This window comes from Thalassospiraceae bacterium LMO-JJ14 (assembly GCA_021555105.2).
In the GTDB taxonomy this organism is placed as follows: domain Bacteria; phylum Pseudomonadota; class Alphaproteobacteria; order Rhodospirillales; family Casp-alpha2; genus UBA4479.
On the sequence record CP134604.1, the window covers coordinates 1,573,542 to 1,599,460 of the forward strand.

A 25,919-nucleotide genomic window follows, 5' to 3' on the forward strand; every position below is an offset into this window, starting at 1 on the left:
GATTTTGCCGATAAATCGCAGATATTCGGGATTTTCGGGCGCCGTATCACGGGCAGCACTGCTGGCATGCATGCTTTCAGCCGTTACCGGCGTGCAGGCGCAGACGGCGGACGGTGCGCCGGAAGCCGTAACCAAGGGCGATACGGTGCCGGCCGCGCCGAAGGTGCGAATCACCAAGCGCGACTGTCAGCGCATCGTGCGTCATCAGGCCAGTGCCGATGTCGCCTATAAGCCCGGGGTCGATGTTCGCGGCAATCCGGTCGTGCCGGCGGATGCCAGCGGTGGCTTCACAATCCCGCTGCCCGATGTCTTCGAGTTCAATATTACCAAGGATCTGACGGCTTATCTGGATGGCCCGGAAGAGCAATTGGCGGCAGACAAGGCCGCTGCGATTGCCGCCGAACGATCGGTCGCCGCGACCAATGCGGCTGTCGATTCGGCGGCGCTGTCCCTGGCCGGTGCAGAGACGGTATATGACGCCGCCGTGGCCGCAGCAGCCGCAGCCCCGGACGATGCCGCCCTTGCCGCGGCGGCAGAGACCGCCGAGGCGGGTCTGGCAGCGACGCAAACCGCGTATGACGCAGCACAGACGGCGGCGACATCGGATGACGTTTCAACGGCATTGAGCGCGGCACAGACCGCCAAGGCAGCAGCCGAGGCGATCGGCTATGCCCCCGATGCTACGGCAACCGAGGCCAACGAGACCGCAACGCAGGCAGCGGCGGATTCAGCGGCTGCGGACACGGCAGCGCTGGCGGCGGCGGAAACGGTCGCCAAAAGTTCAGGGATGAGCCTGAATGTCGGCACGGTGCGATTTAACATCAATACCGGTGAGATGACCTTCAACGGCAAGCCGCTGACGGACGCATCCGAAGGTGAACTGGCAGCCCGCTGCCGGGCCATGATGTCGGCGAAGTAGACTTTATTCTAGAAGCACTGGGTTCGTTGCTTGCGGCACTGGTTTTTGCAACTGCTGTTGCCGCCGCACTGCGCGAGGCATTTCTTGTAAATGGAGCCGCAGTCGCGGCCCTGTCCGCCGCTTGTGGCACCCTTGCCGAAGCCGCATTGCAGTGCGCAGGCCTGCTTCTTGCTGGCCCCATAGGTTTCGATGCAGGTCTTGAAGCAGACGTTCGGATCGCTCGTCGATTGGGCGCGTGTATCGGAGTGGGGGGACATGATTGCCACAAGGGTCACGGCAAAAAGTACGGACAGTGCAAACAGGCGCATATCGGCCTCCTTTCATGCGGTGTTTTCAGATTATCACGCAGATCGTGGATTGCGAAATCTTCTGGGCGCGCTAACGTAAGGGCCAGTCTTACGGATCAATCAGCCGACATCAGCCTTGGGAGGGCTATATTTATGGACGGAAGCGTGCACCCGCACGATCAATGGTCGCGGAACTTATTCAAGCAGTTCAAGGACGCGGGCGTCCGTTTGTTCAGCTATATCCCGGACGCGGGCAATGCGCGCATGGTCGAACTCGCCGATGAAGATAACGAAACCCGGACGGTGCTGCTGACGACCGAGGAAGAGGGCGTGTCGCTGGCCGCGGGCGCCGACCTGGTCGGCGAAAAAGCGGTGCTGATGATGCAATCGTCCGGCGTCGGCAACTGCCCCAACTTTCTGTCGTTCGTGAAGGGCGGGAATTTTCCGGTCTTCATGTTCGTTTCCATGCGCGGCGATTACGGCGAGCAAAACCCCTGGCAGTACCCGATGGGCGAGGCGGTGGAACCGATCCTCGAAGCGATGGGCGTGCTGGTATTCAAGGTGGAACGCGCCGACGAGCTCGAAGGTGCCGCAACGGCAGCGTTGGATACCGTTTTCAGGGCAGGGAAGTCGGCCGCACTTGTGCTGAGCCAGAAGTTCCTGGGCGCCAAGGGCTTTTGAGGGGGAATGATAGAATGACCGAAGTAACACTGAACCGTGTCGGCGCACTGCCGCAGATTTTCCCGAACCCGGACGATTACCTGTTCGTGACCGGCCTTGCCGGGCCGGCCCGCGATGCTGCTGCGCTGACGGGCGACGGGGCGAATATGTTCACCATGGCCGGCTGCATGGGCGCGTCCATGACCATGGGGCTCGGTATGGCGCTGGGCGCACCTGAGCGCGACGTGGTCGTCATTGCCGGTGACGGCGAGATGATGATGAACATCGGCTCGCTGGCGACCATCGCCAGCCAGGCGCCGAAGAATCTGACCATCGTCTGTGTCGATAACGGCGGGCACGGGGAGACCGGCGGTCAGGACGGGCACACGTCGGTGCGTACCAACCTGGCAAAGGTCGCCGACGGCTTCGGGATCGAGAATGTCCTGACGGTCTCAACCGACGCCGGGCTCAAGGACGCCGCCGAATTCGTCAAGTCCGGCGACGGTCCGCGCTTTCTGTGGCTTCGCGTCATGGCCGGTGAGCCGACCAAGTTCAAACGTAACATGAACCCGGCCGAATGCCGGGTCAGGTTCAAGGCGGCGTTTCAGGCGGCCTGATTAGATCACCCCCTCACCTAACCTCTCCCCCTAGAAGGGGGAGAGGGAATAGTAAAAACGTGCGTGAATGCGTGAGTCCCTCTCCACCACGAAGTGGGGGAGAGGACAGGTGAGGGGGAATTGATCCGCTCTCAATGCGCTCTTTTGTCGCATGTGTGATAGCCTACAATCAAAGGTCTTACATATGACAAAGGAGGGCGACATGCTTTTCGGCAATCCGTCTTTGTTCACGCGCATCGTCATCGGCAAGGGTGTCGGCTTCGTGCTCGGCATCATCGGCTTTTTTGCGCTGCCGTGGTTCTGGCCCGAAGTCGGCATGCATCTGCGCGTCGGTTTCCTGTTCTGGTACGCGACCGTCGGCGGGATGATCGCCGTGTTCGGCGTCGTCACCTGGCACCCGGTGCTGCATATACCGATGCCGTGGTGGTTCCGCGCACCCCTGGTCGGCGCATGGATGAACCTGCTGATCGTGCTGATCGCGCATACCGACCTGAGCGCCATGATGACGGCGGGTTTCGGACCGGAAAGCGTATGGAGTTCGGTTTACTGGCTGCTGCTTGAAGGCGCCGTGGTCGGTCTGCTGATCGGTGGGCTGTGTACGCGTTTCGGCGGCGAGGGTGTTGCTGCAGCGGAGGCGATGTCGGGGCCAGCATGAAAAAGCCCCCATCCTTCGAGACGCCCTTTAGGGGCTCCTCAGGATGAGGGCTTGATCGATCTAACCGGTTCGTGATCAGTCGTCGTCGCCGGACGCCGCGACCTTGGCGGCTTCGTCCTTGTACTCTTCCTTGTAAAGCTCGGCGCCTTCGTCGACGAACTTCTTCGACATTTCCTCCATGCCGTCCTTGGCGTAGTCGCGCACAAGGTTGGTGATCTCCATGGCGCAGAATTTCGGCCCGCACATGGAACAGAAGTGCGCCGTCTTGTGCGCGTCCTTGGGCAGGGTCTGGTCGTGAAAGTCACGCGCCCGGTCGGGATCGAGACCGAGGTTGAACTGGTCTTCCCAGCGGAACTCGAACCGTGCGCGCGAAAGTGCATCGTCGCGCGCCGCCGCACCCGGATGGCCCTTGGCCAGATCGGCGGCGTGCGCCGCGATCTTGTAGGTGACCACGCCTTCCTTGACGTCGTTGCGATCAGGTAGGCCCAGATGCTCCTTCGGGGTCACGTAACACAGCATCGCCGTGCCGTACCAGCCGATCATGGCGGCACCGATCCCCGAAGTGATGTGGTCGTAACCCGGCGCGATGTCGGTGACGAGCGGGCCCAGCGTGTAGAAAGGGGCTTCGCCGCAGACGTCCAACTGCTTTTCCATGTTCAGCTTGATCTTGTGCATCGGCACGTGGCCGGGGCCTTCGATCATCACCTGCACGTCCTTGGCCCAGGCGATCTTGGTCAGTTCGCCCAGTGTTTCCAGCTCGGCGAACTGTGCCGCGTCGTTGGCATCGGCGCCGGAACCGGGGCGGAACCCGTCACCCAGCGAGAACGCGACGTCATAGGCGGCAAGGATGTCGCAGATCTCGTCGAACTTCTCATACAGGAAGCTTTCCTTGTGATGCGCCAGGCACCACTGCGAAATAATCGAGCCGCCGCGGCTGACGATGCCAGTGACCCGGTCTGCCGTGAGGTGAATGTGCTTGAGGCGGATGCCGGCGTGGATGGTGAAATAGTCGACGCCCTGTTCGCACTGTTCGATCAGCGTGTCGCGATAGATTTCCCAGGTCAGGTCCTCGGCGCGTTCGACTTTTTCAAGCGCCTGATAGATCGGCACGGTGCCGATCGGCACCGGCGAATTGCGGATGATCCAGTCGCGGATGTTGTGGATGTTGCGGCCCGTCGACAGGTCCATGACGGTGTCGGCACCCCAGCGGATCGCCCACACCATCTTGTCGACTTCGTCGGCGACCGACGAGGTGACGGCGGAGTTGCCGATGTTGGCGTTGATCTTGACCAGGAAATTGCGGCCGATGGCCATCGGCTCGGTTTCCGGGTGGTTGACGTTGTTGGGGATGATGGCACGGCCGCGCGCAACTTCGTCGCGGACGAATTCCGGCGTCACCACGTCGGGAATTTCCGCCCCCCAGCGCTCGGCCTCGGCCTTCAGCTTGGCGGCTTCCTCGGGCGACAGGTCGCGTAGCAGGTTTTCACGGATCGCCACGTATTCCATTTCAGGCGTGACGATACCCTGGCGTGCATAAGCCATCTGCGAGATGGATTTGACGCCTTTCTTGGCACGGCGCGGCGCATTCGCGGTCGGGAATTGCGGCACCAGCTTGTCGTCGCCGACATTGCCGTTGTCTTCCGGCTTGATATCGCGGCCCTGATAGCTCTCGGTATCGCCGCGTGCTTCGATCCATGCCTCGCGAATACGCGGCAGACCGGTGTCGATGTCGATATGCGCATTGGGATCGGTATAAATGCCGGACGTGTCGTAAACCGTCAGCGGCTCTTCGTTGGCGCTTTCATGCACATGAATGCGGCGCATCGGCACACCGACGCCGCCCAGGCGTTCGCCCTGGATATATATTTTTTCGGACGCCGGCAGCGGACCGTGTGTCACGTCGGCATTGGCGGGTTTGCGTATAACGTTCATCCTGGGGATCCTCTCCAATAAATCAGGAGACCCGGGACGGTTTCAGGAAGGAAGAACGGGTTTAACGTTCCGATCCCTACGCCGGTGTCACCCGGATCAGGTTCGACGGGTCACCGCCGTTTCGCTGCATAAGGCTGCGATCAGGCGGACTCTCAGCCCTGTCAACCAAGGCTCCCCGCGGAACAAATTACGCCATGATGTTGCGGCTTATCGGCGCCGGGGTCAAGGGGGCGATTGCGAGGTGCCTGGGGAAAAGCCGCAGAATCAATAGTTTTCAAGCTGCAGGTCTAAAACGAGCTGACCCGGAAAGAGCAAGGCATGGGCCTTGGTTAGCCGGTCGCCGCTTCACTGGCGGCTCCGATGCATGCGGAATTCCGGTTGGAAAGCGAAGAAGGCAGGGGAACGGCTGCTTATTTGATATTGCCGGTCGCGCTTTAGAGGCTAGGCGGCCGCCGGTACTTTCTCGTCGGCAGGTTGCTGAGGAGTCAGACCGTCACCGCCTAGGTCTGCATCGGTGATCACTTCATCGCCCCATTCATCGAGGATTTGACGTTGTGTTTTGCGAAGCTGTTCCAGTCGCCGTTCCGACATGACCTGAATAAACGACGCGATGACCGGCGGTAATGACAGATAGAGCATCCAGCCCATACATGCGCCGCCGTACATGACGGCCAATGCGAAGACATCGGTGAGGATCTGGATTGCCTGACCAAGGTCATGATCGCCGAACCAGAGGTCCATCAGATACGGGAACATGCCGCAGAAATTAAGGCCGCCGACGCAGAATGCCGCGGAACGTTCCTCGGTCCGGTCGATGATGACTGCGACAATCGTCGGTAGCATGGCAAAGGCGATCAGCATAACCGTCGGCAGCGCAACGATCAGCAGCAGGGCAAAAATCAGCAGGGACCAGACTATAACGCGCATGATGTTTCCCGGCTCCCTTACAAGATTTCCGAGAAGAACATGATCGTCACCGCAATCATGGTGGTTATGATCGAAATCGTTGCGGCTGTTTTCTGACCGGTTTTTTCTGCCTTTTCCGTCAGTTCGTTTCCGCTGCCTTCGATTTCCATGATTTCCTGCGCGCAGATGGCATATTCATCCACGGCGTCGGCGTAACCGTCCTGATCTTCACGTCGTTTTTCGGCGTTGTCGATCAGATCGAACATGTCCGGCAGACTGCCGCGCCTGACCAGTTTTGGAATTTCTTTCTCCAGATCCCGACGCATGGTGCGGCTATGATAGGCATTGATCGCCGGGCCGAGCAGTCCGCCGATCCAACTCGTGAGTCCGAAAACGGGTTCGGTTTTCAGCTTCCATTGAAGAAAGGCGAGTAAACTCAGCATGCCGATTATGGATGTGCTTTCTTTCGGCGCTGCGAGTGCGCGCAAATGCGGCAGAATATCCTCGTTGAAGCGGGCCGCTATGAACGCGGCAACATGCCGGTCGACGGGCTTGGAGTGGCTATCGGCATGATTGGCCGCCCGGTCGAGGGCGGGTAACAGATCTTCGATGAAGATGATGCCGTCTTCGATGATGTGCTGGCTTTGGCAGGCTAAACCGGTATTGAGTTCATACAGGCAGCGCTCCAGCCCCTGGCCGGCCTCGTTGGTGTTCAACCAGACCTTCATTTGCGCGAACATTTGTGCGATTTCAAGCGAGTCGAGGAACACGGCGCGATCGCCGACCCAGAACTGATAGATATCCTTGTTGATGATTTCCGTCAGCACCTGAACGTTCCCGTCCCGGATAACTTCCATGGCCAGCATCGGCCCAAACCCGTCGAGGTAGACGGAAACGCCCTTGTAGCGGATTGGCCCGTGCGGGTCCATCGCCGCACAGCACCGTGCCACCAGATATTCATCGGTTCCCTGATGGTCATCCTTGTGAAAGTTCGCCGTATCGACATAGCCCTTGAGGGCTTCCGACAAGTCGCCCTCGCCGGCGGAGCGTTTCAGCCATGCATGAAAAGTCTCGTCCTTGAGCGCCTTCACGGCTTCGGGAATCTGCCGGTTAAAGGCGTGTGCGATGGTCCGCACGTTGGTGTGGTCGCGTCCGCCGAAGCGAAGCGGCGTATCTCCTTTGCGGGCTGGCTTCTTCTGCTGCGGCGTCTGTTTGAGTCCGTTTAGCCAATTTGAAATTTCATCCAGACCCCAGCGTTCAGTAGGGTTGTCGGACAACAGGCCGCGGAGCGGTTCAAGCAGCGACATCGGAATCCGCGCATTGCCGCATACGGCGGCATAGCTGCCGAGATTTGTGCGCCGAAACAAAAGGTCTTCGCCCTTCATGCGCTCGATCGGATTGGTGCCCAGTGTCAGCACAACAATTGATGCGCCGAGCGCATACAAATCATCGGTCGTAGAACCGGTGCCGCGCCCGGCCGGGCTGCTGGCGAGCGCGCGTTCAAGCGGCTCGTACATCAGCGGCTGATCGAAACCCTCAGGCGCGGTCACGCAATCGCCGAGGACGATTTCCTGAAGATCTTCGTCGAGAAAGAAGATGTTTTCAGGACGTAGCGCGCGATGAGCGGTGTTCAGCGTTTTGATATGCCGAAGACCCTCGACGATCGGCTGAATGATCTTGCGCGGGATGTCATATTCGGTGATGCGGGCTTGTCCGCTCCGGATCTGATCGATGACCCGCCCACCCATCGGGCGTTCATAGACGATGATCATGGTCCGTTGACCGATGACCGGCCAGAAAACGCTTTCCCAATCGACAAGCTCGAGCATGCCGGCACCCGGCGACGTCTTGAATTTTCTTATCTCGCGGGTACGCAACGGAATGCCGGGGGTGCAGACAAGCGCAAACAGATTGCGCGACAGATCGTGACGATCTTCCGCCATATAGGCCTTGGCATTGGGCGAGTCGAGACCGGGCAACGGTTTGTCACCGTTGATGATAAAGCGCTCACGAAGAACTACCGAACCGCCCCTCGGGGGAGGCGCTTCATCGATCTCGTCCGCGTCAAAAGGCTCTTCTGCCATCGCACGCGTCCTTAAAGAACGTTACGCCGAAATGCACATTTGCATAACCGGCACCTTGGTCAAAATCGTTTCTCTTTGACCAGAGGCCCTATTGAATCGGTAAACGTTGAAAATCGCAAGCTTTTCCTTTGGTTTCCGGGGAGTATGGTTAACATGGAAACGGCTGGGATCGGTTGGCGGAAGCCACTTGCGGGCAGTATAAAGAGGGGGGCGGCGATGTCAGAACAGACCACGATAACACGGATCGGATTGACCCCGGTCCTGGTGCCCTTGTCCCGGCCCATGCGAACGGCGTCGGGGACACTGCCCGGGGCGGCGTTGTGTCTCATCGATGTCGATACGGATGCCGGGATTACGGGAACCTCTTATATTTTCACCTATACGCCGAAAATGCTGAGCGCGATGGCTGCGCTGCATGGCAGCATCGGTGAGATGTTTTCGAACCAGCCGCTCGACCCGGCGGCACAAATGGACAGGTTCCAATCTGCGTTCCGCCTGCTGGGCATTCAGGGGCTGTTGGGGATGTATTTCGCAGGCATCGAACAGGCAATCTGGGATGCACGCGGCAAAATTGAAGGAAAATCGGTGTGCCGTCTGCTGGGCGGCGAGGAAAAGCCGATCCAGGCCTATGACAGTTTCGGCTTTATCGACCCCGGTGAAGATCTGGGACTGGTTGAAGACAGCATCAAAGCGGGCTTCAAGGCGATCAAGATCAAGCTCGGCGTTGGCGAATTCGCCGCCGATCTGGCCAGTGTCGCCGCTGTGCGTGACGTCATCGGCCCGGATGTTCACCTGATGATCGACTATAACCAGTCGCTTGACGTGCAAAGTGCGCTCAGCCATGCGGCGCGCCTGGCACCGTATGATATCTACTGGCTTGAAGAACCGGTGCCGGCGGAGGATCTGGCCGGGCATGCGGCCGTTCGGATGAAAAGCCCAATCAAGGTCCAGACCGGCGAGAACTGGTGGCATCCGGCAGGGGCGACCAATGCGATCAATGCCGGTGCCAGCGATTACGTCATGCCCGATATGATGAAGATCGGCGGTTTCACGGGATGGATGTCGGCGGCCGGTCTTGCCGAAGCTGCCGGGCTGCCGGTCTCTAGCCATGCCTTTGTTGAAGTCAGTGCGCATGCACTGGCGGCTACGTCCGGTGCGCATTGGCTTGAATATCTCGACAAGGCGCGGCCGTTACTCAGGGAAGCCTATGACGCCAAAGACGGCATGGTCACACCGCGCGGTCCCGGCCTCGGTATCGAATGGGATCCGAAGAAGGTCGCCGAATTCGCGGTTTAGTCCCTAGTCCTCGAACGGATCGTGCACGAGGATCGTGTCGTCGCGCTCGGGACTGGTCGACAGCAGTGCCACCGGCGCATCGATCAGTTCCTCGATACGGCGGATGTACTTGATCGCCGTTGCCGGCAAATCCGCCCACGAGCGCGCACCCTGGGTGCTTTCATCCCAGCCGTCGAGAGTCTCGTAAATCGGCGTGACGCGGCTCTGTCGTACGGTCGAAGCGGGCAGGTGATCGAATTTCTGACCGTCGATATCGTAACCGATGCAGACGTTGAGTTCCTTAAGGCCGTCCAGCACATCGAGTTTCGTCAGTGCGATACCGTTGATGCCGTTGACCTTGACGGCCTGGCGGACCAAAACGGCATCGAACCAGCCACAACGGCGCTTGCGGCCGGTAACGACCCCGAATTCACGGCCCCGTTCGCCGAGACGCTCGCCGATATCATCAAGCAGTTCCGTTGGAAACGGTCCGGAACCGACCCGTGTCGTATATGCCTTGGTGATGCCGAGCACGTAATCGATGGCGCCCGGCCCCTGACCCGAACCGATGGCGGCCTGGCCGGCGACGGTATTCGACGATGTAACGAAAGGATACGTGCCGTGGTCGATGTCGAGCATCGTGCCTTGGGCACCCTCGAACAGGATGCGGTTGCCTTTGCGGCGCATCTCATCGAGGTCCTGCCACACCGTCGCCGCATAAGGCAGCAGCAGCGGCGCCATGTCATTGAGTTCCTTGAGCAACTGGGCGCCATCGACTTCCGGCATGTCCATGCCGCGCAGCAGCGCGTTGTGGTGGAACAGCAGGGCCTCGACCTTGTCGGCCAGCACGTCGGTGTCGGCCAGATCGCCAACGCGGATCGCACGGCGGGCGGTTTTGTCTTCGTAGGCCGGTCCGATGCCGCGTCCGGTGGTGCCGATCTTGGCTTTGCCGGCCGCTTGCTCGCGCGCCTGATCCAGGTTTTTGTGAAGCGGCAAGATCAGTACCGCATTTTCGGCGATGCGCAGATTTTCCGGGCTGACCTGGACACCGAGTTCCTTGATTTTCTCGATTTCGCTCATCAGCGCCCACGGATCGACAACGACGCCGTTGCCGATGATCGACAGCTTGCCTTTGCGGACGATACCGGACGGCAAGAGGCTCAGTTTATAGGTGACACCATCGATGACCAGGGTATGGCCGGCATTGTGACCGCCCTGAAAACGCACCACGACATCGGCGCGTTCCGACAGCCAGTCGACAATTTTGCCTTTTCCTTCATCACCCCATTGCGAGCCGATCACGACAACATTGGCCATGCGAACTGTCTCCTTCGGACTTAAAGATTGCCGAGCGGCTTTGGTGAGCCACCCTGCAGTAAATGTGTGCATTTCATACGCCGGGCATCGTCTTCAGCCCCGGCGCCGGATGAAAACCCTTCAATGGTGCGATAACCCTCTTCGCGGAGCGCGGCGCCCGTGCTGCGGGGCGTGCCTTCAGGCAGATAGATCTTCGGTGCCGCCTGCGGCACGCTTATGGCACGCAGGATGCTGTCCAGGAAAAGCGTGAACCCGGTCGCCGGCTCGCCATCGGAAGGGTTGGCGGCATCGTTGGGACCGGCGACATATCGTCCGCCCGAACCCAGTTCGCCGCGCACGCCGGGCGCAAACAAGGTGAAAGTTACACCGGAGTGGTATTCAAAGCCGCGATTTTCGACGGCATCGAGCGTCAGGTCGAGCGCGGGGTCGGCGCGTTCAATCAGCGACACGGTCTCAAGCAAGGTATCGCGCGCCTGGGCCGCAGCGCCGGAAAGCGGGAGTTCCGCGATTTTCGGCGCGACGGCCTCGGAAGGACCGGAGGCCGCCAGCAATTTGACGAAAAGGCTGCGTGCCTCGTCACCGAGCGCGCCGGACAGCGTCTTGACCTCGGCAGCGTCCTTGGCGTCGAGCGCGGCACGAATACGGGCGGCATCTTCGCCGACGATATTCATTGCTGCCATGACATGCGGCACCAGCGTCGGCTGACACAGGTCGACCTTGATGTCCTTGATTCCCAGTGTGGCCAGGGTTTCGGCGGCCATCAGCACCATTTCCGCATCGGCACGCGGATCGGCGGTGCCGATCAGCTCGGCGCCGGCCTGGCTGAACTGGCGTTCCGGGCGCAGTTGCGAACCACGAATACGGAGGACTTCGCCACCGTAACAAAGACGTAGCGGACGGGGTTCATGTGCAAGCCGGGTTGTCGCAATGCGCGCGGCCTGCGGCGTGATATCGGCGCGAAGTCCCATCATGCGCTGTGAAACAGGATCCATAAGGCGGAATGTCTGTTCGGCCATGGCGGCGCCGGTGCCGGCCAGCAGGTTGTCTTCAAACTCGACAAGCGGCGGCGCGACACGGTCGAAACCGCGTCCGACAAACGAGGCGACGAGGCGTTCGCGGACATCGGCCTCGAACGCCGCATTCGGCGGCAGCCCGTCCGTCAGTCCGGCAGGCAAAAGTGCTTTTTCCGTCGATTTCGCCATCAAATGAAACCTAAATGAAAATTCCCCGGCGCAGCCTGCCGAGCATGCCACAAGCGCGCACGTTTCGTAACGGTTTTGCGCGCGAAGGGCAAGGATGGGAGAGGTATGGAAGGCTTATTCGCTACGGACGGTTTTGCCGATGTTATCGACAATCGGTTTCACCAACGAACGGTGCAGCATGGTTTCCTCGCTACCGGCGATCATGTCGGTGACGCTCCAGCCCTGCCACAGACGCTTGCCGGTCTGCCGGTCTTCAACAGTGGCGTCGATACGGAACTGGCTCGGGGCGATCTGGGTGATGCCCTTGTCCCGCTTGGGGTTCAGAATGCCGCCACGCTGCGAATCGAATATATTGAGGCGCACATCGGGGGCGTCCTTGCCGGTGTGATTTTCGCTGTTGCCGATCTGAACCAGTCTGTTGGGGCCGCCGCCGCTCCACTTGCCGGACGTATCCTGGGTCTCGAAGCTGAGGATCAGCCGCGCCCCTTCCGTGACGGTATAGCCCTGAGAACGAAGCTCTTCTTCAAACTGTTTCTTGAGTTTCAAGACGGTTTCGGAATCGTCATAGGTTTCAACGGTGATATTCTCGCCACGCGGAAATGCGGCGAATGAGACGGCATTCACCTCGACACCCTGCGCCAAAAGCGGGGATGCACAGATCAGAAGGCTGAAAAGCCAAGCGCTGAAGGCGAAAACGCCGGTTCGCATATCACGGTCCTCAGAAATCAGATGTAACGTGGGAATCAGGGAATCACCTTCCCATTAGAGAGTCAACACGCGGCAGAACGTGCCTCTTTCCGGACGGGTATTCAAGGCGTCAAATAATTGCGTGGCGGACTTTCGCAGAGACCCACTCGCTGACGATGACAGTGCCCAAAATGACCAGCAAGATCAGGGAAACCTGGGTCCAGGCGACATTGTTGATCGACGCATTCAACTGCAGACCGATGCCGCCGGCACCGACAAGGCCGAGAACGGTGGATTCACGGATGTTGATATCCCAGCGGAATACGGAAATGCCGGCAAACGCGGGCAGGATTTGCGGCACGATTCCGTAATGCAGGATCTGCGGGCCGCTTGCACCGGTGGCGGTGACGGCCTCGACCTGTGTGGTGTCGATTTCCTCGATCGCCTCGTACAGCAGCTTGGCGCAGAAGCCGATGGAACGGAATCCGATCGCCAGCACCCCGGCGAGAACGCCCGGACCGATGATGGTGACCAGCATCAGCGCCCACAACAGCGAGTTGATGGATCTGGACGAGACGATGATGAACAGTGCGATGGGCCGGATGAATACCCTGGACGGTGTCGTGTTGCTGGCCGCGAGGAAGGCGATGGGGAAGGCGAGAACGACGGCCATTAACGTCCCCAGCGTGGCGATGTTGATGGTGTCCCAGACCGCCAGCCACAGCTTGTCCATGTAATCCCATGCCGGCGGCACCATGCGTGAGCCCATATCGGCGGCCTGATGCGGCGCATCGTAGACGAATTCCCAGATTGTCTTGTCCGAGACCAGCGCCCAGCAATACACGAACACCATCAGACAGCCGAGTTGTATCGCCCAGATCGACATCTGCGATTTGCGGTCACGCCGCTGCCAGACCTTGCTGTTCGTCGTTTCACGCACCGGCATGCTACTGGACCCACTTTCTGATGTAGCTGGATGAATATTCGACGGCCATGACAATGCCGATGATGACCAGCAGGATTGCCGCTGCGGAATCGAATTCATAACGGTCGAACGAGGTCAGCAGCGTCGCGCCGATGCCGCCGCCGCCGACGATGCCGACAACGGCAGATTCGCGAAAATTGATATCGAGCCGGTACATGCCGAGCCCGATCATGCGCGGCATGACCTGCGGCTGGATGGCATAGTTGAGCCACTGGAACCAGCCGGCGCCCGTCGCCTTGACCGCTTCGGCCTGCGACGGGTCCATATCCTCGATATCCTCGGCCAGCAGCTTGCCGTAAAAGCCGATGGTGCCGACGGAAAGCGCGATGAACCCGGCGAACGGGCCGAACCCGAACAGCTTGACGGCGAAAAGCGCGACGATGATCTCGGGGAAGGTCCGGGAAAGCGCTAGCACCGCGCGGGAAAACAGATACACCGGGCGGGGGGCCAGATTGCGCGCCGCACCCAGGCCGACGGGGATCGAAATGGCGATCCCGGCAACGGTCGAGATGATGGTGATCCAAAGACTTTCGAGAATGCCGTCGACAATGTCGCCGGATCGGGAGATGAAATCGGGGGGGAAGAACGATGCCAGGAACCGCTGGCCGCGCGGAATGCCGTCGGCAACGCGTCCCCAGTTGACGTCCATGGTGCCGAATACGATCGCCAGATAAGCCGCACCACCGACGATCAGGCCCCAGCGCAGCATGGGGCTGCGGATGAACGGCGGTTTCGTCCATGAACGCGGTGCTGGGGCTGGCGGGTTCATGGAACGACTTCGACCTCTTCCTCGTCCTCGACCTTGGCGATCGTCGCTTCCCAGTCTTCCTCGCCGTAAATCTGCGTCAGTACATCCGGGCTCAGGCCGTCGGGGGGGCCGTCATAGACGATTTCACCCAGTTGCAGGCCGACGATGCGTTCGGCGAACATCTGCGCCAGCATGACATCGTGAATGTTGATGATGGCGGACAGGTTGCGCTCTTCGCACAGTTCACGGATCAGGCGCATGATCTGGCGGGATGTCTTGGGATCGAGGGATGCCGTCGGCTCATCGACGAGAAGCAGTTCCGGATTCTGGATCAATGCCCGGCAGATGCCGACACGCTGGCGTTGCCCGCCGGAAAGCTCATCGGCGCGTTTGTCGACCATGTGATCAAGGCCGACCCGCGCCAGCAGACGAAATGCCTCGTCGATATCGGATTGCGGAAACTTGCGGAAATAACTGCGCCAGAACGGCACATAGCCGAGCCGGCCCGTCAGCACGTTTTCCATCACCGTCAGGCGTTCGACCAGTGCGTATTCCTGAAATATCATGCCCATGCGCCGACGCGCCCGGCGCAATGCCCCCTGGCCCAAAGACGAGAGCTGCATATCGCCGAGGAATATCTGTCCTGACGTCGGCTCGACCAGCCGGTTGACGCAGCGGATCAGCGTCGATTTCCCCGCACCCGAAGGGCCGATCAAGGCCATCACCTGGCCGTCAGGAACTTCCAGGTTGACGCTTTTGAGCGCCTTGTCGCCGGTCTTGTATTGTTTGACGAGATCAACCAGTCGCAACATCGCGCATACATCCTCTCTTTAAGGTCTCGATATAAGCCACAAAGGTGCCGACGATGTCCGCCGGCACCTCCATGGGTCTGATATCAGAAACGCTTACTTACAAGTGTATTTGACGCCGTTTGCGGAGTCGATCTTGCGGATAACGTCCCAATCCTTCTTATGCGTGATGGGGATAAACCTGCCTTCTTTCTTGAACTCCTTCTGGAGCTCCGAGCCTTCCCACGGGAAGGAGAAGAAAGCTTCCTTGATTTTGGCGGCTAGCGCCGGATCCAGGTTGTGCGCCAGGCCATACCCGGTGGTCGGGAAGGTCTGCGATTTATAGATCGAGCGGATTTGCTCTTTCTTGACCACATCGCGCTGGATCATCCGGTTCATCACCGAGTTGGCGACGGCGGCGGCTTCATAATCCTTGTTGGCGACGCCGAGCACGGAGTTGTCGTGCTTGCCAGAGAAGGTGGTCTTGAAGTCCTTGTCGGCGATCAGGCCGAACTCACCCTTGAGCAGCGCGGACGGCGCCTTGAACCCGGAATTCGACGTCGGCGATGTAAAGGCCAAGGTACGACCCTTCAGATCGGCGGGCGACTTGATGGTGCTGTCTGCCGGCACGATCAGTTCCATTTCGTAGCCGTAAGAACCGTCCTTCGCCGCCATCATGGCGAACGGTACGAACCCGGCGCAGGCGACCGCGATCGGATTGGAGCCGGTGTTGAACCCTGCGACGTGCAGGCGGCCGGAGCGCATGGCTTCGATCTGCGCGGCGTTGGACTGAACCGGGAAGAACACAACCTTCTTGCCGGTGGTTTTGGACATGTGCTGAATGAAGCCGTCCCACACCTTGGCGTAAACGGCAGGGTCCTCGACCGGTGTATAGGCAAAGATGATGGTGCCCGGATCGGCGATCTTGCTCTTGTCGGTCGGCAGGTCGGCGGTCAGGTCGCCGTCCCTGTCGCAATATTGCTCGTCAAGAAAGCTTCGCGGACAATCTTCGGCGCTGGCGGCGCCGCTGAACATAAGGTACACCGCAGCCAATGCGGCACCGATAAACTTTTTCATGAAAACCTCCCAATCTTCAATGTGTCGGATATGTTGTTTTTTTATGACATCCGACGATTCGGATCATGCCGGTATTTCTGAATGGAATCCAGTAACGATTGCACTTGTGATTGCAGTGCAGTGTCATTCGCCGTTATCAATGCCCCCGGGTTATGTGCCCCGGTGCGTCTCAACGCTGCCGCAAGCAGAGAGGAGTCTTGATGAGAGCCAGAGTCGATGCCGACTGGGCGTTCCGACGTTATCAGGAAATCCGTGCGCGTTTACCGTCCGCCGTGTTCCCCGAGGATGCGCTGGCGTGTGCGGATTTGGGTGAAATCGCTGCGCAGTTCGATGTCTTTATTTTCGACTCGTTCGGGGTTCTGAATGTCGGTGAAACGGCGATCCCCGGCGCGGCGCCCAGGATCGATTTGCTGCGCGGTGCCGCGAAAAGCGTCATCGTGCTGACCAATGCGGCGAGTTTGCCGCTTGGCGCAAACAAGGCCAAGTACGCCGCTTTCGGTTTTGATTTCTCGGATCGTGAAATCGTTTCGTCCCGGGCGGTGCTTGCGGAAGCGCTGGCGGGGTATGGCCCGGATATACGATGGGCGGTGGCGGCGCCGGCCGCTTCGGCAATCGACGAGTTGCCCTGTCGGACACATCCCCTCGACGAGACGGGACTTGTCGACGCGGACGGCTTCATTCTGCTCAGCAGTTCCGGATGGACCGGTGCGCATCAGGATGCGCTTCTGGCGGCCTTGCGAGAGCGGCCGCGGCCTGTGCTGGTCGGCAATCCCGATCTGGTTGCGCCGCGCGAAGACGGCTTTACCCGCGAACCCGGGTCATATGCGCATGAACTCGATGACGCGTTGGACATTCGTCCGGTTTTTTTCGGCAAGCCGTATGCGAATGCCTTTGAAACCGCGCTTTCACGTATCGCCCCGGGCGTTGACCGCCGGCGTATCCTGATGCTCGGCGATACGCTGCATACCGATATTCTGGGCGGCGCGGCGATGGGAATGAAAACGGCGCTGATCACGGGGCATGGTGTCATGCGCGGGATGGACGTCGATGCCTGTATCGAAGAATCGGGCATTTGCCCTGATTTCATTATGCCGTCAATCTGACGGTCTCGCGTCTCCGCTACAGATATGTAAAATCCCTTGATGGCGATCGCTGAAAATCACAATGCGGGTGTTGCCGCCGGACACGCCGAAACCGCGAATGCAGCCATGTGTGTGCTGCGCGAGGGCGGAAACGCTTTCGATGCGGCGATTGCCGCATTTCTGGCGGCGTGCGTCGCGGAACCGGTGCTTGCGTCGCTGGGTGGCGGCGGGTTCCTTGTCGCCAAGACCGCCGATGATGAAATCAGTGTGTTCGATTTCTTTACCGAAACGCCGCTCAGCCGGCCGTTGCGCCATGCCGTCGACTTCCATCCCGTCAATGCGGATTTCGGCGGGGTGCTGCAGGAGTTTCATATCGGTATGGGGGCGGTGGCGACGCCGGGGGCGGTGGCCGGGATTTTCGCCGTCCATGATGCGCTGGGCCGCATGCCGATGGCGGATCTGGTGGCACCGGCAAGAGCGCTAGCCAAGGAAGGCATGAAGCTCAATCCGTATCAGGCGTACCTGCTCGATGTCGTCGGCCCGATATACAGGGCGTCGGCTTCTGCGCGCGACCTGTTCTGCCGCACCGGCGGGGAGACATTGCTCGAGGCCGGCGATCTGTATCACCCGGAAGCCTTTGCGGATTTTCTCGACGTGCTCGCGCATGAAGGGGCGGCGTTGTTTTACGAAGGTGACGTTGCAAAGCGGATTGCCGCCATGGACGGCTGCACCATCGGTATGGAGGATCTGGCGCGGTATCGGGTTGAGCGCCGCCAGCCTCTGCAAAGCCGTATCGCTGCGCATGACATTTACATGAATTCACCGCCCGCAATCGGTGGTGCACTGATCGACTATACCCTGAGTTTGTTGGCAAAGGCCGGGCTTTCGCCGCAGGACTTCGGGACCCAGGTACATATGCAATCGCTGATCGGCGCCATGGACGTCTGCAACCGGGCGCGCACGGCAAGCGGGATCGACACGGATGCATTCGCCGGGGCGGCGGCGCTTGCGGGCATGGACAAGCACCCCCCCGCATACCGGGGCACGACACATATCAGTGTCGCCGATGCCGACGGCAATCTGGCGGCGTTGACGGTTTCCAACGGTGAAGGTTGCGGTCACATTGTACCGGGAACCGGTATCATGCTGAACAATATGCTCGGCGAAGACGATTTGAACACCGCCGGTTTTTTCGCCTGGCCCGAGGGCGTCAGGCTGTCGTCGATGATGACGCCGGGCGTCATTGCCGCGCCGGACGGGACCTGGACGGCGTTCGGGTCTGGCGGCTCGAACCGTATCAGGTCGGCTTTGACGCAGGTTATCCTCAACCTCTGCGTTTTCGGCCGCCCCCTGAAAGAAGCGGTTGCGCATCCGCGCCTGCATCTGGAAGTCGACAAGCTCTCACTGGAACCGGGGATTGCCCACGACATCGATTGGCATGGCGAGGTGCAAGTCTGGCCGGCGCCGAACATGTTTTTCGGCGGTGTGCATCTGATAACACGTGGGGCGGACGGGACGATTTCCGGGGCCGGTGATCCGCGCCGCGACGGTGTTTATCTCGGGATTTAGCCAGTTTGACCTGTGCCGCCCAGATGTACAGGCCGGGTCGGTTGCCTGCGCGTGTCATGGCCGATGAATGCCAGCAACAACTGCACCCCAACGATGATCGGCATGGCCGAAAGAATGACAGTTCCTGCCGTCGCGGGCACGCCGGTTGTTATGCTTCTCCACCAGTGAAAAGCGCCATATGCGCTGCCCGCAGGCAATAGCAGTGCGCCCAGCATGAGTTCAAGCGATGCCATATTGATTTCGCGAACGAAGTATGTATCGATCAACCGGCGCCAGGTGTTGCGGGTATGCCCTTTGATAAAGGGCCAGAAAATGCGGTGTACGACCAGGTGGCTTGTTTCCTCGCCGTACTGCGCGCGCATGGCAACATCCCTGACGACCGCCTTCAACTCGGACAGGTGATACAACATATCGGATTCAAAAAAGAAATCCTTGGCAATATCGTCGAGGGGCAAATCCTTGGCGACATTGGCGTGTATGGCCGTAAAGCCATTGGTCGGATCCATGATATCCCAGTACCCACTGGATAATTTTGACATCAAGGTGAGTCCCACGTTGCCGAGAAGACGGACAACCGGCATGCCGCGCGCGCTGTCGCGCCGATGCAACCGGTTGCCTTTTGCATAGTCGGCTTCATGGTTTCTGATGGGATCGATGAGTTTCGGGATCAATGCCGGGTCCATCTGGCCGTCGCCATCAAGTTTGACGATGATGTCGGCCCCTTCATCCAGTGCGGCTTTGTAACCCGTCACCGTTGCCCCGCCGACGCCCATGTTGGCCGGGTTGTGCAGAACCTTTATTCGGGGGTCGTTCACATTGTCGGTGACATACTCACCTGTATCGTCAGGGCAGGCATCGTCTACCACATAGATCGACGTGACTTCCGGACCGATGGCTTTAAGGACGGTCAGAATATGATTCGTTTCCCTGTAACACGGGACCACCGCGGCAATTCTCATTGCCTCGTCATTTCTGGTTTTCGGCGTGTTTGTTGTCATGCTGTCTTCCAAGGCTTTGCTCCCCGGTGCCTGGCGCACAATAGAGCACCCGGGATTCCTACCGCAAGCACGAGAAAAAGCCGGTTAAACGCTATTCTCAAGAAACGTTATTTCACGGGTTCGCAATCCTGTGAAATTAGGTCTAAGATAAAACCGATTAACCCGGTGAGAAGTCCGGGAAAGGGTGTTTTTGTGCTTCGGGGGACAAGATGTCGGATAGTGAGGCATCATCGCTAGGCGAAATCCGTATTTTGGAAGGCGTGAGTACTGCGGCGCTGGCAGAGCTTGAAAAAGCCTGCACGTGGCGCCGGTACGCCGACCACGAGCAGATCATCGATCGCCAGAGCGACTCAACGGATGTGTTCTTTGTCGTCGAGGGCCGTGTACGGATCGTCAATTATTCGCTGTCGGGCAAGGAAATCACCCTTGAGGATCTCGACGCCGGCAGCCATTTCGGCGAATTGTCCGCCCTCGACGGGCAACCCCGTTCCGCCAGTGTGATGTCGCTGAATAACTGCCTGATCGCGGCGTTGGCACAGGACAGATTCCTCAATTTGTTGCGCGAGAATGCGGATATTTCATTCCGGGTCTTGCGGGCGCTGGCGGGCATCATCCGCAATTCCACCGACCGGATCATGGATTTGAGCACCCTTGCCGCGAACAACAGGGTGCAGGCAGACCTTCTGCGTCAGGCCCGCAGCGGCCTGCTCGGCGAGAACCAGGCGGAAATCCGCCCGATACCGGTTCACGGCGACATCGCCAGCCGGGTCTCGACGACACGTGAAACCGTGGCCCGGGTGCTCAGCGACCTGGCTCGCCAGAACATCGTCGAACGCAAGAAAAACGTGCTTCTGATCAAGGATCTGGCGCAGTTGCGCGAAATGGTCGAGGAAGTGCGCGGCGAATAAATATCAGGGCAATAAACAATTTACCCTTTGCGTGAGCACGATCACAGACCGTTAACCATATTTTTGCCATCTTCACTGCATAGTTTGATCTCGCCTGATACCCGGGCATTCCGGGTGACTGGCTGGAGGACCGGAGGATAGCAAAATGGCGACGTGGAAAGCATTCAGCCTCGCCCTCACGCTGACGATTTTGACGGCGGTACTGGCTTCTGAACTTAACGTCGGGCTTGTCCCTTATTGAGCCCGAGCGTGCGGGACAGCGGGGTGTGAATACCGAATAGGTAGGCAACCCGACTTAGCATCAATTGACTCATACAATGTAATATTCCATTCTCTGCCAAACTCCCGAGGGGCGACCCTTTTCGGCTATACAGGCTGTACTCATACGGCCTTCAAGGAACCTATTTATGGCGAGTAAAATCCTTATCGTTGAAGACAACGATCTAAACATGAAGTTGTTCAACGATCTTCTTCAGGCGCACGGCTATGAAACGGTCCAGACAGTTGACGGACGCGATGCCTTGAAGCTTGCACGTGAACATTCGCCGGACTTGATTCTCATGGATATTCAGTTGCCTGAGATTTCAGGCCTTGAAGTGACCAAGATGCTGAAAGCCGACGATGACCTGAAAAGCATTCCGGTCATTGCCGTGACGGCTTTTGCCATGAAAGGTGATGAGGAAAAAATTCGCGAAGGTGGTTGCGAAGGCTATATCGCCAAGCCGATATCCGTCCCGCACTTCCTTGAAACGGTCAAAAAGTTCCTGAGTTGATCGTTGTCCGCGGCGCGGCAGGGGCCGTGCCGTGCATCGCGCGTTCTGCAAAATTGCCGTGAACAAACAAAAATGCGCCGCTTTTCAGCGGCGCATGGCGTTTCAGAAAGCCGACACGGCTTGCTTACTTGATCTTCGCTTCCTTGAACAAAACATGCTTGCGCACGACCGGGTCGTACTTGCGCATCTGCATCTTCTCGGTCGAATTGCGCGGGTTCTTCTTGGTGATGTAGAAGAATCCGGTGTCCGCCGTGCTGACGAGACGAATTTGAATGGTCGCCGGTTTCGCCATGACTTTTGTGTCCTGTCCAAATCAAGAACGCCAAGCGTTCGAAGAGGCGGCAAGATAGCGTCAAAGCCGCCCAAGTCAAGAGGGTTTGCGCGGAAATCGGCCAAGTGAATGGCAGTTTCCCGGTTTAGTGCGTCGCCTGGGCCGTCGCGGTGGTTATCCGGAGCGCGCGGGCATGCAGTCTGCCATTCAAAATGAGCCGTTTGGCGATCTCCAGATCCAGTGCGCCAGGGCGGGATTCTGCCGGACAGCCGCTTCGCATCTGCTGACGTTCATCGTCATCCAGGAGCGCGCGGCGGCGCCATGAGACGGTTTTTAGCGCCTGTTCGCCTTCCAGCGATTTTTCGATGATGCCGGCGGCCTGATGTATTTTTTCCTGGCCGCTGGTGCAGACGGTCGGGACGACGCCGAGCCCATGGATGTAATACCCGGACGGGGCGACGAATTTGGACCACGTCAGGGTGATTTCGCCGTCGTTGGGCAGGCGGATCACGGTTTGTACGCTGCCTTTGCCATATGACGATGTGCCGATGATGACGGCGCGGTCGCGGTCCTGCAGCGCCGCCGCGACGATCTCGGCCGCCGATGCGGATTTGCCGTCGATCATGATGACCAGGGGCTTGCCGGCGGCAAGGTCGCGTCCGCTGGCCTTATAGTGGTGCAGGCTGTCCGGATGGCGGCCTGAGGTGCGCAGGATATCGCCTTGGGTCAGCAGCATATCGGCGACTTCGATGGATTGCCGCAAAAGCCCACCGGGATTGCCCCTGAGATCGATGACAAGGCCGGCCAAAGGCTCGGAATCCGGGGCCATGGCTTTGTTCAGGACTTTTTCCAGCGCATTCGCGGTTTCATGATTGAAACTGGATATCTGAATGATGCCGATGTTGTTTTCGACCCGCCAGCGCACGGTTTCCGGCACGATGTGAACGCGCGCCACGGCGATGGTGAAGGGCTGCACCGCTTCGGGGCGCGATATTGTCAGGGTCACCTGGGTATGCACGGGGCCGCGGATTATGCGGGTGATTTCCGTGTTTTCCAGCCCCTTGGTTTCGCGGCCTTCCACCTTGATGATGCGGTCGCCCGGTCGCATGCCGCTGTCGAAAGCCGGTGTCGCCTCAAGCACCTTGGTGACCACGGCGGCGCCGTCCTCGATACGGAAGCGGATGCCGATGCCGCCGAAACCATCGCGCCGGGCGCGGTTTCGGGTGGCTTCCTTCATGCCGGCATATCTGGAAAAGATATCCAGGTCCGACAAAGCGCCGTCGAAAATGGCCTCGTAGATTTTTTCCGGAGAGGCGGCGCGGATATCGGAGGAATTCTCACGCGCTTTTTCCGTCAGCGCGACAACGGCGGCGGCCCAGGCACGCACATCCGTTGCCGGCGGGAACTGCATGCGGCCGATTTCCGTGCCATATTCGAACATGACGATCTCGCCGGATTGTTCGGAAAGACTAAGCCCGGCGTCAATGGCGCCAAGGCCCCGCAAACCCTCGACGCCGATTCGTTTCAATTCCACAGGCTCGATGTACTTGTCCGCGATGTTGTCGAAACCGACGGCAATCACTTCGGCGGCGGCGGGTTCGGCGAATGTGGCGGTAGGCTGTGTCTTGTCCTGCCCCGGGATCATGGCACACGCTGACAACGCCAGAACCGCGAGCGGCCCGGTCAGTCTGCGTAATATCCTGAAATTCCCAGTCATAGCCTGCATTTAAGAACATCTTCGAGGGTGTGTATATGCCCTCCGTCACACCGAGCCTTGTTTTGGCCTTTCGTATCGTCGTCGGCGGATCAGCTCTTCGGACGGGCCTTGCCTTTACTTTTTGTGCGCTTTTTCGGTCCCGTGTCCAGCGCATTTCGTTTTTGCCGTCTGGACGCACGGCTTTTGCCTTTGGCTTTTTTCGGCGTGGCGCCCCGTTTCTGGCCGGGTTTGGGACCGCGTTTCTGTCCGGGTTTGTAGGACCCCGGCTGAGCGGAATCTCCGGCGGCTGTGCTGCCCATGACCTCGAACAGCATGCCGCCGGTCACCGGCGTCACTTCCCTGAGCACCACTTCGACCTTGTCGCCCAGCCGGTAGACCATGCCGTTGTTGCGGCCTCTCAGCTGATGGCGTTCCTCGTCGTGGATGTAATAGTCATTGGGCAGGGTTTTGATCGGCACAAGGCCGTCTGCGCCGATATCGTCGACACGGATGAAAATGCCGAACCGGGTGACACCGGAAATTCTGGCCAGGAAGCTGGCGCCGACCTTGTCGCGCATGAAGTAGGCGCCGTAGCGGTCCATGGCGTCGCGTTCGGCAGCCTGTGCCCGCCGCTCGGTGATCGACAGATGCTCGCCGATTTTGGCGAAATCGCCCGGATCTTCACCCAGTGCGCCGTCGTTCGGCTTCATGCCGCGAATCAAGGCACGGTGCACGAGCAGATCCGCATAGCGGCGGATCGGCGACGTGAAATGGCAATAGCGTTTCAGTGACAGCCCGAAGTGGCCGAGATTGACCGGATCGTACATGGCCTGCGCCTGCGAGCGCAGCACGACATCGTTGATCATCTGCTGATGCGGTGTGCCGTGCGCTTTCTTGAGGATCTGGTTGAAACGGTGCGGGGTCACGGTCTGGCCCCTGTCGAAACGGATGTGCACGCTATCCAGGACTTCCGAAAGCGCTTCGATCTTGGACATCGACGGTTCGTCGTGGACCCGGTACATGCAGGGGCGTTTTTTCTCTTCCAGAAATTCCGCCGCGGCGACGTTGGCGAGGACCATGAATTCCTCGATCAGCTTGTGACTGTCGAGACGCTGGCGCGGCTCAATGCCCGTGATGTCGCCGTTGTCGTCCAGAACCACCTTGCGTTCATCGCCTTCGATTTCGAGCGCGCCACGTGCTTCGCGTGCTTTCAGCAGAATATCGAAAGCGGCGTACAGGGGAGAGATCACATCATCCACCAAAGGCGCCGTCATCTCGTCGGGATGACCGTCACGGGCCATCTGCACCTGTTCATAGGTCAGCCGTGCATGAGATTTCATCATCGCGCGCTTGAAGCTTTTGGTCCGCAGGTTGCCCTCGGCATCGATCTTCAGATGCGCCACCAGGCAAGGCCTGTCCTCGTGCGGTTTCAGCGAGCACCAGCCGTTCGATAGTTGTTCGGGCAGCATCGGCACGACGCGGTCGGGAAAATACACCGAATTGCCGCGCTCGAACGCCGCTTTGTCCAGCGCATCGCCGGTTCGCACATACCAGGCGACATCGGCGATGGCGACGAGCAGCCTGAAGCCGCCCGGGTTTTTCGGGTCGTCGTCGGGTTCGGCAAAGACGGCGTCATCGAAATCGCGGGCATCGGCGCCGTCAATGGTGACCAGCGGGACTTTGCGCAGATCGTCACGCGCACCCAGCGGGGCGGCTTTCGATTTTTCCGCCTGCTTCATCGCCGGGTCGGGGAAGGCGACCGGAATGCCGTGCTGGTGCACGCAGATCAGACTGATGGCGGATGCGCCTTCGGCTTCGGCGATGCGCTCGATGACGCGGCAGCGCTTCAAGCCCAACCGGGGGCCACGCACGCCCTGGGCGCGCACAAGCTCGCCCACCTGCGCGCCTTTGTCCTGTCCTTTTTCGATGACGAACTCATAGCGTTCGCGCTTGTCGACGGGGCGAATACGCAATTCGCCCTCGGCTTCCGTGACAATGCCCAAAATATCGGACGGTGCCGCCGCGATACAGCGGATGATTTTGGCGTTATAGCCGTCGTCCGCCGGGCTCAGGCGGGCCAGAATTTGTTCGCCGATGCCCAGTGCCGGGCCGGCGCGGTCGTCCGGGTTGACGTAGATGTTAGGGGGTGTCGCTTCGCTTTCCCATTTGACGGGACGGGCGAGGACTTCGCCATCGATGTCGGTGCCGCTGATGACCAGCACACACACGTTTGGCAGTGTTTCGGGGTCGCGCAGCTTTTTGCCGCGCCCCGGCTTTAGGCTGCCGTCTTCTTGCATTTCTTTGAGTACTTTCTTGAGAGTGCGTTTTTGATCGGCGTCTAGCCTAAAGGCGCGCGCGATCTCGCGTTTGCCGACGCGGCCATCCTGATCGCGGACGAAATCCGCAATCTGCTGCTTTGTCGGAAAGGGGGTGTCATTCATTTCTCGAAGGTAAGCACGTGCATGCCCGGCCACAAGGGGTAT

Annotated in this window: 24 protein-coding genes and 1 riboswitch; of the genes, 9 read left to right on the forward strand and 15 right to left on the reverse strand. The window is 59.5% G+C overall.

Annotation, left to right across the window (positions count from 1 at the left end; translation table 11 throughout):
- Window positions 1-70 precede the first annotated feature (70 nt).
- Complete coding sequence (locus L2D14_07600) at window positions 71-919, forward strand: hypothetical protein (protein ID WNK01283.1); 849 nt, start codon at window positions 71-73, stop codon at window positions 917-919.
- An 8-nt stretch (window positions 920-927) separates the two neighbouring features.
- On the opposite strand, the gene L2D14_07605 is transcribed toward L2D14_07600, so the two are convergent.
- Window positions 928-1,227 carry a hypothetical protein gene (locus tag L2D14_07605; GenBank protein WNK01284.1) on the reverse strand — a complete coding sequence of 100 codons (300 nt, stop codon included), beginning with the start codon at window positions 1,225-1,227 and terminating at the stop codon, window positions 928-930.
- 132 nt (window positions 1,228-1,359) lie between these two features.
- Here L2D14_07605 and L2D14_07610 point away from each other — a divergent pair, with 132 nt between their 5' ends.
- From L2D14_07610 to L2D14_07620, 3 genes are all read left to right on the forward strand, one after another.
- Window positions 1,360-1,887 carry a phosphonopyruvate decarboxylase gene (locus L2D14_07610; GenBank protein WNK01285.1) on the forward strand — a complete coding sequence of 176 codons (528 nt, stop codon included), beginning with the start codon at window positions 1,360-1,362 and terminating at the stop codon, window positions 1,885-1,887.
- Window positions 1,888-1,901: 14 nt separating this feature from the next.
- Window positions 1,902-2,483, forward strand: a complete 582-nt coding sequence (locus L2D14_07615) for a thiamine pyrophosphate-dependent enzyme (GenBank protein WNK01286.1) — start codon at window positions 1,902-1,904, stop codon at window positions 2,481-2,483.
- Between the two features lie 202 nt (window positions 2,484-2,685).
- Window positions 2,686-3,138 carry a hypothetical protein gene (locus L2D14_07620; protein ID WNK01287.1) on the forward strand — a complete coding sequence of 151 codons (453 nt, stop codon included), beginning with the start codon at window positions 2,686-2,688 and terminating at the stop codon, window positions 3,136-3,138.
- 75 nt (window positions 3,139-3,213) lie between these two features.
- Here the strand turns inward: L2D14_07620 and thiC are convergent, their stop codons facing one another.
- From thiC to L2D14_07635, 3 genes are all read right to left on the reverse strand, one after another.
- On the reverse strand, window positions 3,214-5,070 hold the full coding sequence (thiC, locus tag L2D14_07625) for a phosphomethylpyrimidine synthase ThiC (protein WNK01288.1): 1,857 nt from the start codon (window positions 5,068-5,070) through the stop codon (window positions 3,214-3,216).
- Window positions 5,071-5,125: 55 nt separating this feature from the next.
- A riboswitch (TPP riboswitch) is annotated at window positions 5,126-5,258 on the reverse strand.
- Window positions 5,259-5,511: 253 nt separating this feature from the next.
- Entirely contained in the window at window positions 5,512-5,997 is a 486-nt protein-coding gene (locus tag L2D14_07630; protein ID WNK01289.1) for an acyl-CoA synthetase, read from the reverse strand.
- 17 nt (window positions 5,998-6,014) lie between these two features.
- Window positions 6,015-8,060 carry a hypothetical protein gene (locus L2D14_07635; protein ID WNK01290.1) on the reverse strand — a complete coding sequence of 682 codons (2,046 nt, stop codon included), beginning with the start codon at window positions 8,058-8,060 and terminating at the stop codon, window positions 6,015-6,017.
- Between the two features lie 216 nt (window positions 8,061-8,276).
- Here L2D14_07635 and L2D14_07640 point away from each other — a divergent pair, with 216 nt between their 5' ends.
- Window positions 8,277-9,356, forward strand: coding sequence for an enolase C-terminal domain-like protein (locus L2D14_07640; protein WNK01291.1), 1,080 nt, complete (start codon window positions 8,277-8,279; stop codon window positions 9,354-9,356).
- 3 nt (window positions 9,357-9,359) lie between these two features.
- On the opposite strand, the gene L2D14_07645 is transcribed toward L2D14_07640, so the two are convergent.
- From L2D14_07645 to phnD, 7 genes are all read right to left on the reverse strand, one after another.
- Complete coding sequence (locus L2D14_07645; GenBank protein ID WNK01292.1) at window positions 9,360-10,652, reverse strand: adenylosuccinate synthase; 1,293 nt, start codon at window positions 10,650-10,652, stop codon at window positions 9,360-9,362.
- 20 nt (window positions 10,653-10,672) lie between these two features.
- Window positions 10,673-11,854 (reverse strand): ATP phosphoribosyltransferase regulatory subunit, encoded by a 1,182-nt coding sequence (locus L2D14_07650; protein WNK01293.1) that lies wholly within the window; start codon window positions 11,852-11,854, stop codon window positions 10,673-10,675.
- A gap of 114 nt (window positions 11,855-11,968) precedes the next feature.
- On the reverse strand, window positions 11,969-12,562 hold the full coding sequence (locus L2D14_07655; GenBank protein WNK01294.1) for a hypothetical protein: 594 nt from the start codon (window positions 12,560-12,562) through the stop codon (window positions 11,969-11,971).
- Between the two features lie 109 nt (window positions 12,563-12,671).
- Window positions 12,672-13,487: a phosphonate ABC transporter, permease protein PhnE gene (gene phnE / locus L2D14_07660; protein WNK01295.1), complete on the reverse strand. Its 816-nt coding sequence runs from the start codon at window positions 13,485-13,487 to the stop codon at window positions 12,672-12,674.
- A gap of 1 nt (window position 13,488) precedes the next feature.
- Window positions 13,489-14,295: a phosphonate ABC transporter, permease protein PhnE gene (gene phnE / locus L2D14_07665; protein ID WNK01296.1), complete on the reverse strand. Its 807-nt coding sequence runs from the start codon at window positions 14,293-14,295 to the stop codon at window positions 13,489-13,491.
- Window positions 14,292-15,086, reverse strand: a complete 795-nt coding sequence (phnC, locus tag L2D14_07670) for a phosphonate ABC transporter ATP-binding protein (protein WNK01297.1) — start codon at window positions 15,084-15,086, stop codon at window positions 14,292-14,294. The genes phnE (L2D14_07665) and phnC overlap by 4 nt, the downstream gene beginning before the upstream one ends.
- 93 nt (window positions 15,087-15,179) lie before the next feature.
- Window positions 15,180-16,139, reverse strand: a complete 960-nt coding sequence (phnD, locus tag L2D14_07675) for a phosphate/phosphite/phosphonate ABC transporter substrate-binding protein (GenBank protein WNK01298.1) — start codon at window positions 16,137-16,139, stop codon at window positions 15,180-15,182.
- Between the two features lie 200 nt (window positions 16,140-16,339).
- Here phnD and L2D14_07680 point away from each other — a divergent pair, with 200 nt between their 5' ends.
- The gene (locus L2D14_07680; protein ID WNK01299.1) at window positions 16,340-17,242 is read left to right on the forward strand and encodes an HAD hydrolase-like protein; all 903 of its coding nucleotides are present in this window, start codon (window positions 16,340-16,342) and stop codon (window positions 17,240-17,242) included.
- Window positions 17,243-17,281: 39 nt separating this feature from the next.
- A complete protein-coding gene (locus L2D14_07685; protein WNK01300.1) occupies window positions 17,282-18,790 on the forward strand; it encodes a gamma-glutamyltransferase in 1,509 nt (502 codons plus the stop codon).
- On the opposite strand, the gene L2D14_07690 is transcribed toward L2D14_07685, so the two are convergent.
- Window positions 18,787-19,788, reverse strand: coding sequence for a glycosyltransferase family 2 protein (locus L2D14_07690; protein ID WNK01301.1), 1,002 nt, complete (start codon window positions 19,786-19,788; stop codon window positions 18,787-18,789). The genes L2D14_07685 and L2D14_07690 overlap by 4 nt on opposite strands.
- 209 nt (window positions 19,789-19,997) lie before the next feature.
- On the opposite strand from L2D14_07690, the gene L2D14_07695 reads away from it, so the two are divergent.
- Entirely contained in the window at window positions 19,998-20,696 is a 699-nt protein-coding gene (locus L2D14_07695; protein ID WNK01302.1) for a Crp/Fnr family transcriptional regulator, read from the forward strand.
- A gap of 407 nt (window positions 20,697-21,103) precedes the next feature.
- Window positions 21,104-21,469, forward strand: coding sequence for a response regulator (locus tag L2D14_07700; protein ID WNK01303.1), 366 nt, complete (start codon window positions 21,104-21,106; stop codon window positions 21,467-21,469).
- A 124-nt stretch (window positions 21,470-21,593) separates the two neighbouring features.
- On the opposite strand, the gene rpmG is transcribed toward L2D14_07700, so the two are convergent.
- From rpmG to rnr, 3 genes are all read right to left on the reverse strand, one after another.
- Entirely contained in the window at window positions 21,594-21,761 is a 168-nt protein-coding gene (rpmG, locus tag L2D14_07705; GenBank protein ID WNK01304.1) for a 50S ribosomal protein L33, read from the reverse strand.
- 124 nt (window positions 21,762-21,885) lie between these two features.
- On the reverse strand, window positions 21,886-23,466 hold the full coding sequence (locus tag L2D14_07710; GenBank protein ID WNK01305.1) for a S41 family peptidase: 1,581 nt from the start codon (window positions 23,464-23,466) through the stop codon (window positions 21,886-21,888).
- 80 nt (window positions 23,467-23,546) lie between these two features.
- Complete coding sequence (gene rnr / locus L2D14_07715) at window positions 23,547-25,877, reverse strand: ribonuclease R (GenBank protein WNK01306.1); 2,331 nt, start codon at window positions 25,875-25,877, stop codon at window positions 23,547-23,549.
- Window positions 25,878-25,919: the final 42 nt, after the last annotated feature.

Excerpts from the sequence above, each read along its gene's own strand:
- L2D14_07600 (WNK01283.1), top strand. The coding sequence starts at position 71 with ATGCTTTCAGCCGTTACCGGCGTGCAGGCGCAGACGGCGGACGGTGCG.
- L2D14_07605 (WNK01284.1), bottom strand. The coding sequence starts at position 1,227 with ATGCGCCTGTTTGCACTGTCCGTACTTTTTGCCGTGACCCTTGTGGCA.
- L2D14_07610 (WNK01285.1), top strand. The coding sequence starts at position 1,360 with ATGGACGGAAGCGTGCACCCGCACGATCAATGGTCGCGGAACTTATTC.
- L2D14_07615 (WNK01286.1), top strand. The coding sequence starts at position 1,902 with ATGACCGAAGTAACACTGAACCGTGTCGGCGCACTGCCGCAGATTTTC.
- L2D14_07620 (WNK01287.1), top strand. The coding sequence starts at position 2,686 with ATGCTTTTCGGCAATCCGTCTTTGTTCACGCGCATCGTCATCGGCAAG.
- thiC (WNK01288.1), bottom strand. The coding sequence starts at position 5,070 with ATGAACGTTATACGCAAACCCGCCAATGCCGACGTGACACACGGTCCG.
- L2D14_07630 (WNK01289.1), bottom strand. The coding sequence starts at position 5,997 with ATGCGCGTTATAGTCTGGTCCCTGCTGATTTTTGCCCTGCTGCTGATC.
- L2D14_07635 (WNK01290.1), bottom strand. The coding sequence starts at position 8,060 with ATGGCAGAAGAGCCTTTTGACGCGGACGAGATCGATGAAGCGCCTCCC.
- L2D14_07640 (WNK01291.1), top strand. The coding sequence starts at position 8,277 with ATGTCAGAACAGACCACGATAACACGGATCGGATTGACCCCGGTCCTG.
- L2D14_07645 (WNK01292.1), bottom strand. The coding sequence starts at position 10,652 with ATGGCCAATGTTGTCGTGATCGGCTCGCAATGGGGTGATGAAGGAAAA.
- L2D14_07650 (WNK01293.1), bottom strand. The coding sequence starts at position 11,854 with ATGGCGAAATCGACGGAAAAAGCACTTTTGCCTGCCGGACTGACGGAC.
- L2D14_07655 (WNK01294.1), bottom strand. The coding sequence starts at position 12,562 with ATGCGAACCGGCGTTTTCGCCTTCAGCGCTTGGCTTTTCAGCCTTCTG.
- phnE (WNK01295.1), bottom strand. The coding sequence starts at position 13,487 with ATGCCGGTGCGTGAAACGACGAACAGCAAGGTCTGGCAGCGGCGTGAC.
- phnE (WNK01296.1), bottom strand. The coding sequence starts at position 14,295 with ATGAACCCGCCAGCCCCAGCACCGCGTTCATGGACGAAACCGCCGTTC.
- phnC (WNK01297.1), bottom strand. The coding sequence starts at position 15,086 with ATGTTGCGACTGGTTGATCTCGTCAAACAATACAAGACCGGCGACAAG.
- phnD (WNK01298.1), bottom strand. The coding sequence starts at position 16,139 with ATGAAAAAGTTTATCGGTGCCGCATTGGCTGCGGTGTACCTTATGTTC.
- L2D14_07680 (WNK01299.1), top strand. The coding sequence starts at position 16,340 with ATGAGAGCCAGAGTCGATGCCGACTGGGCGTTCCGACGTTATCAGGAA.
- L2D14_07685 (WNK01300.1), top strand. The coding sequence starts at position 17,282 with ATGGCGATCGCTGAAAATCACAATGCGGGTGTTGCCGCCGGACACGCC.
- L2D14_07690 (WNK01301.1), bottom strand. The coding sequence starts at position 19,788 with ATGACAACAAACACGCCGAAAACCAGAAATGACGAGGCAATGAGAATT.
- L2D14_07695 (WNK01302.1), top strand. The coding sequence starts at position 19,998 with ATGTCGGATAGTGAGGCATCATCGCTAGGCGAAATCCGTATTTTGGAA.
- L2D14_07700 (WNK01303.1), top strand. The coding sequence starts at position 21,104 with ATGGCGAGTAAAATCCTTATCGTTGAAGACAACGATCTAAACATGAAG.
- rpmG (WNK01304.1), bottom strand. The coding sequence starts at position 21,761 with ATGGCGAAACCGGCGACCATTCAAATTCGTCTCGTCAGCACGGCGGAC.
- L2D14_07710 (WNK01305.1), bottom strand. The coding sequence starts at position 23,466 with ATGCAGGCTATGACTGGGAATTTCAGGATATTACGCAGACTGACCGGG.
- rnr (WNK01306.1), bottom strand. The coding sequence starts at position 25,877 with ATGAATGACACCCCCTTTCCGACAAAGCAGCAGATTGCGGATTTCGTC.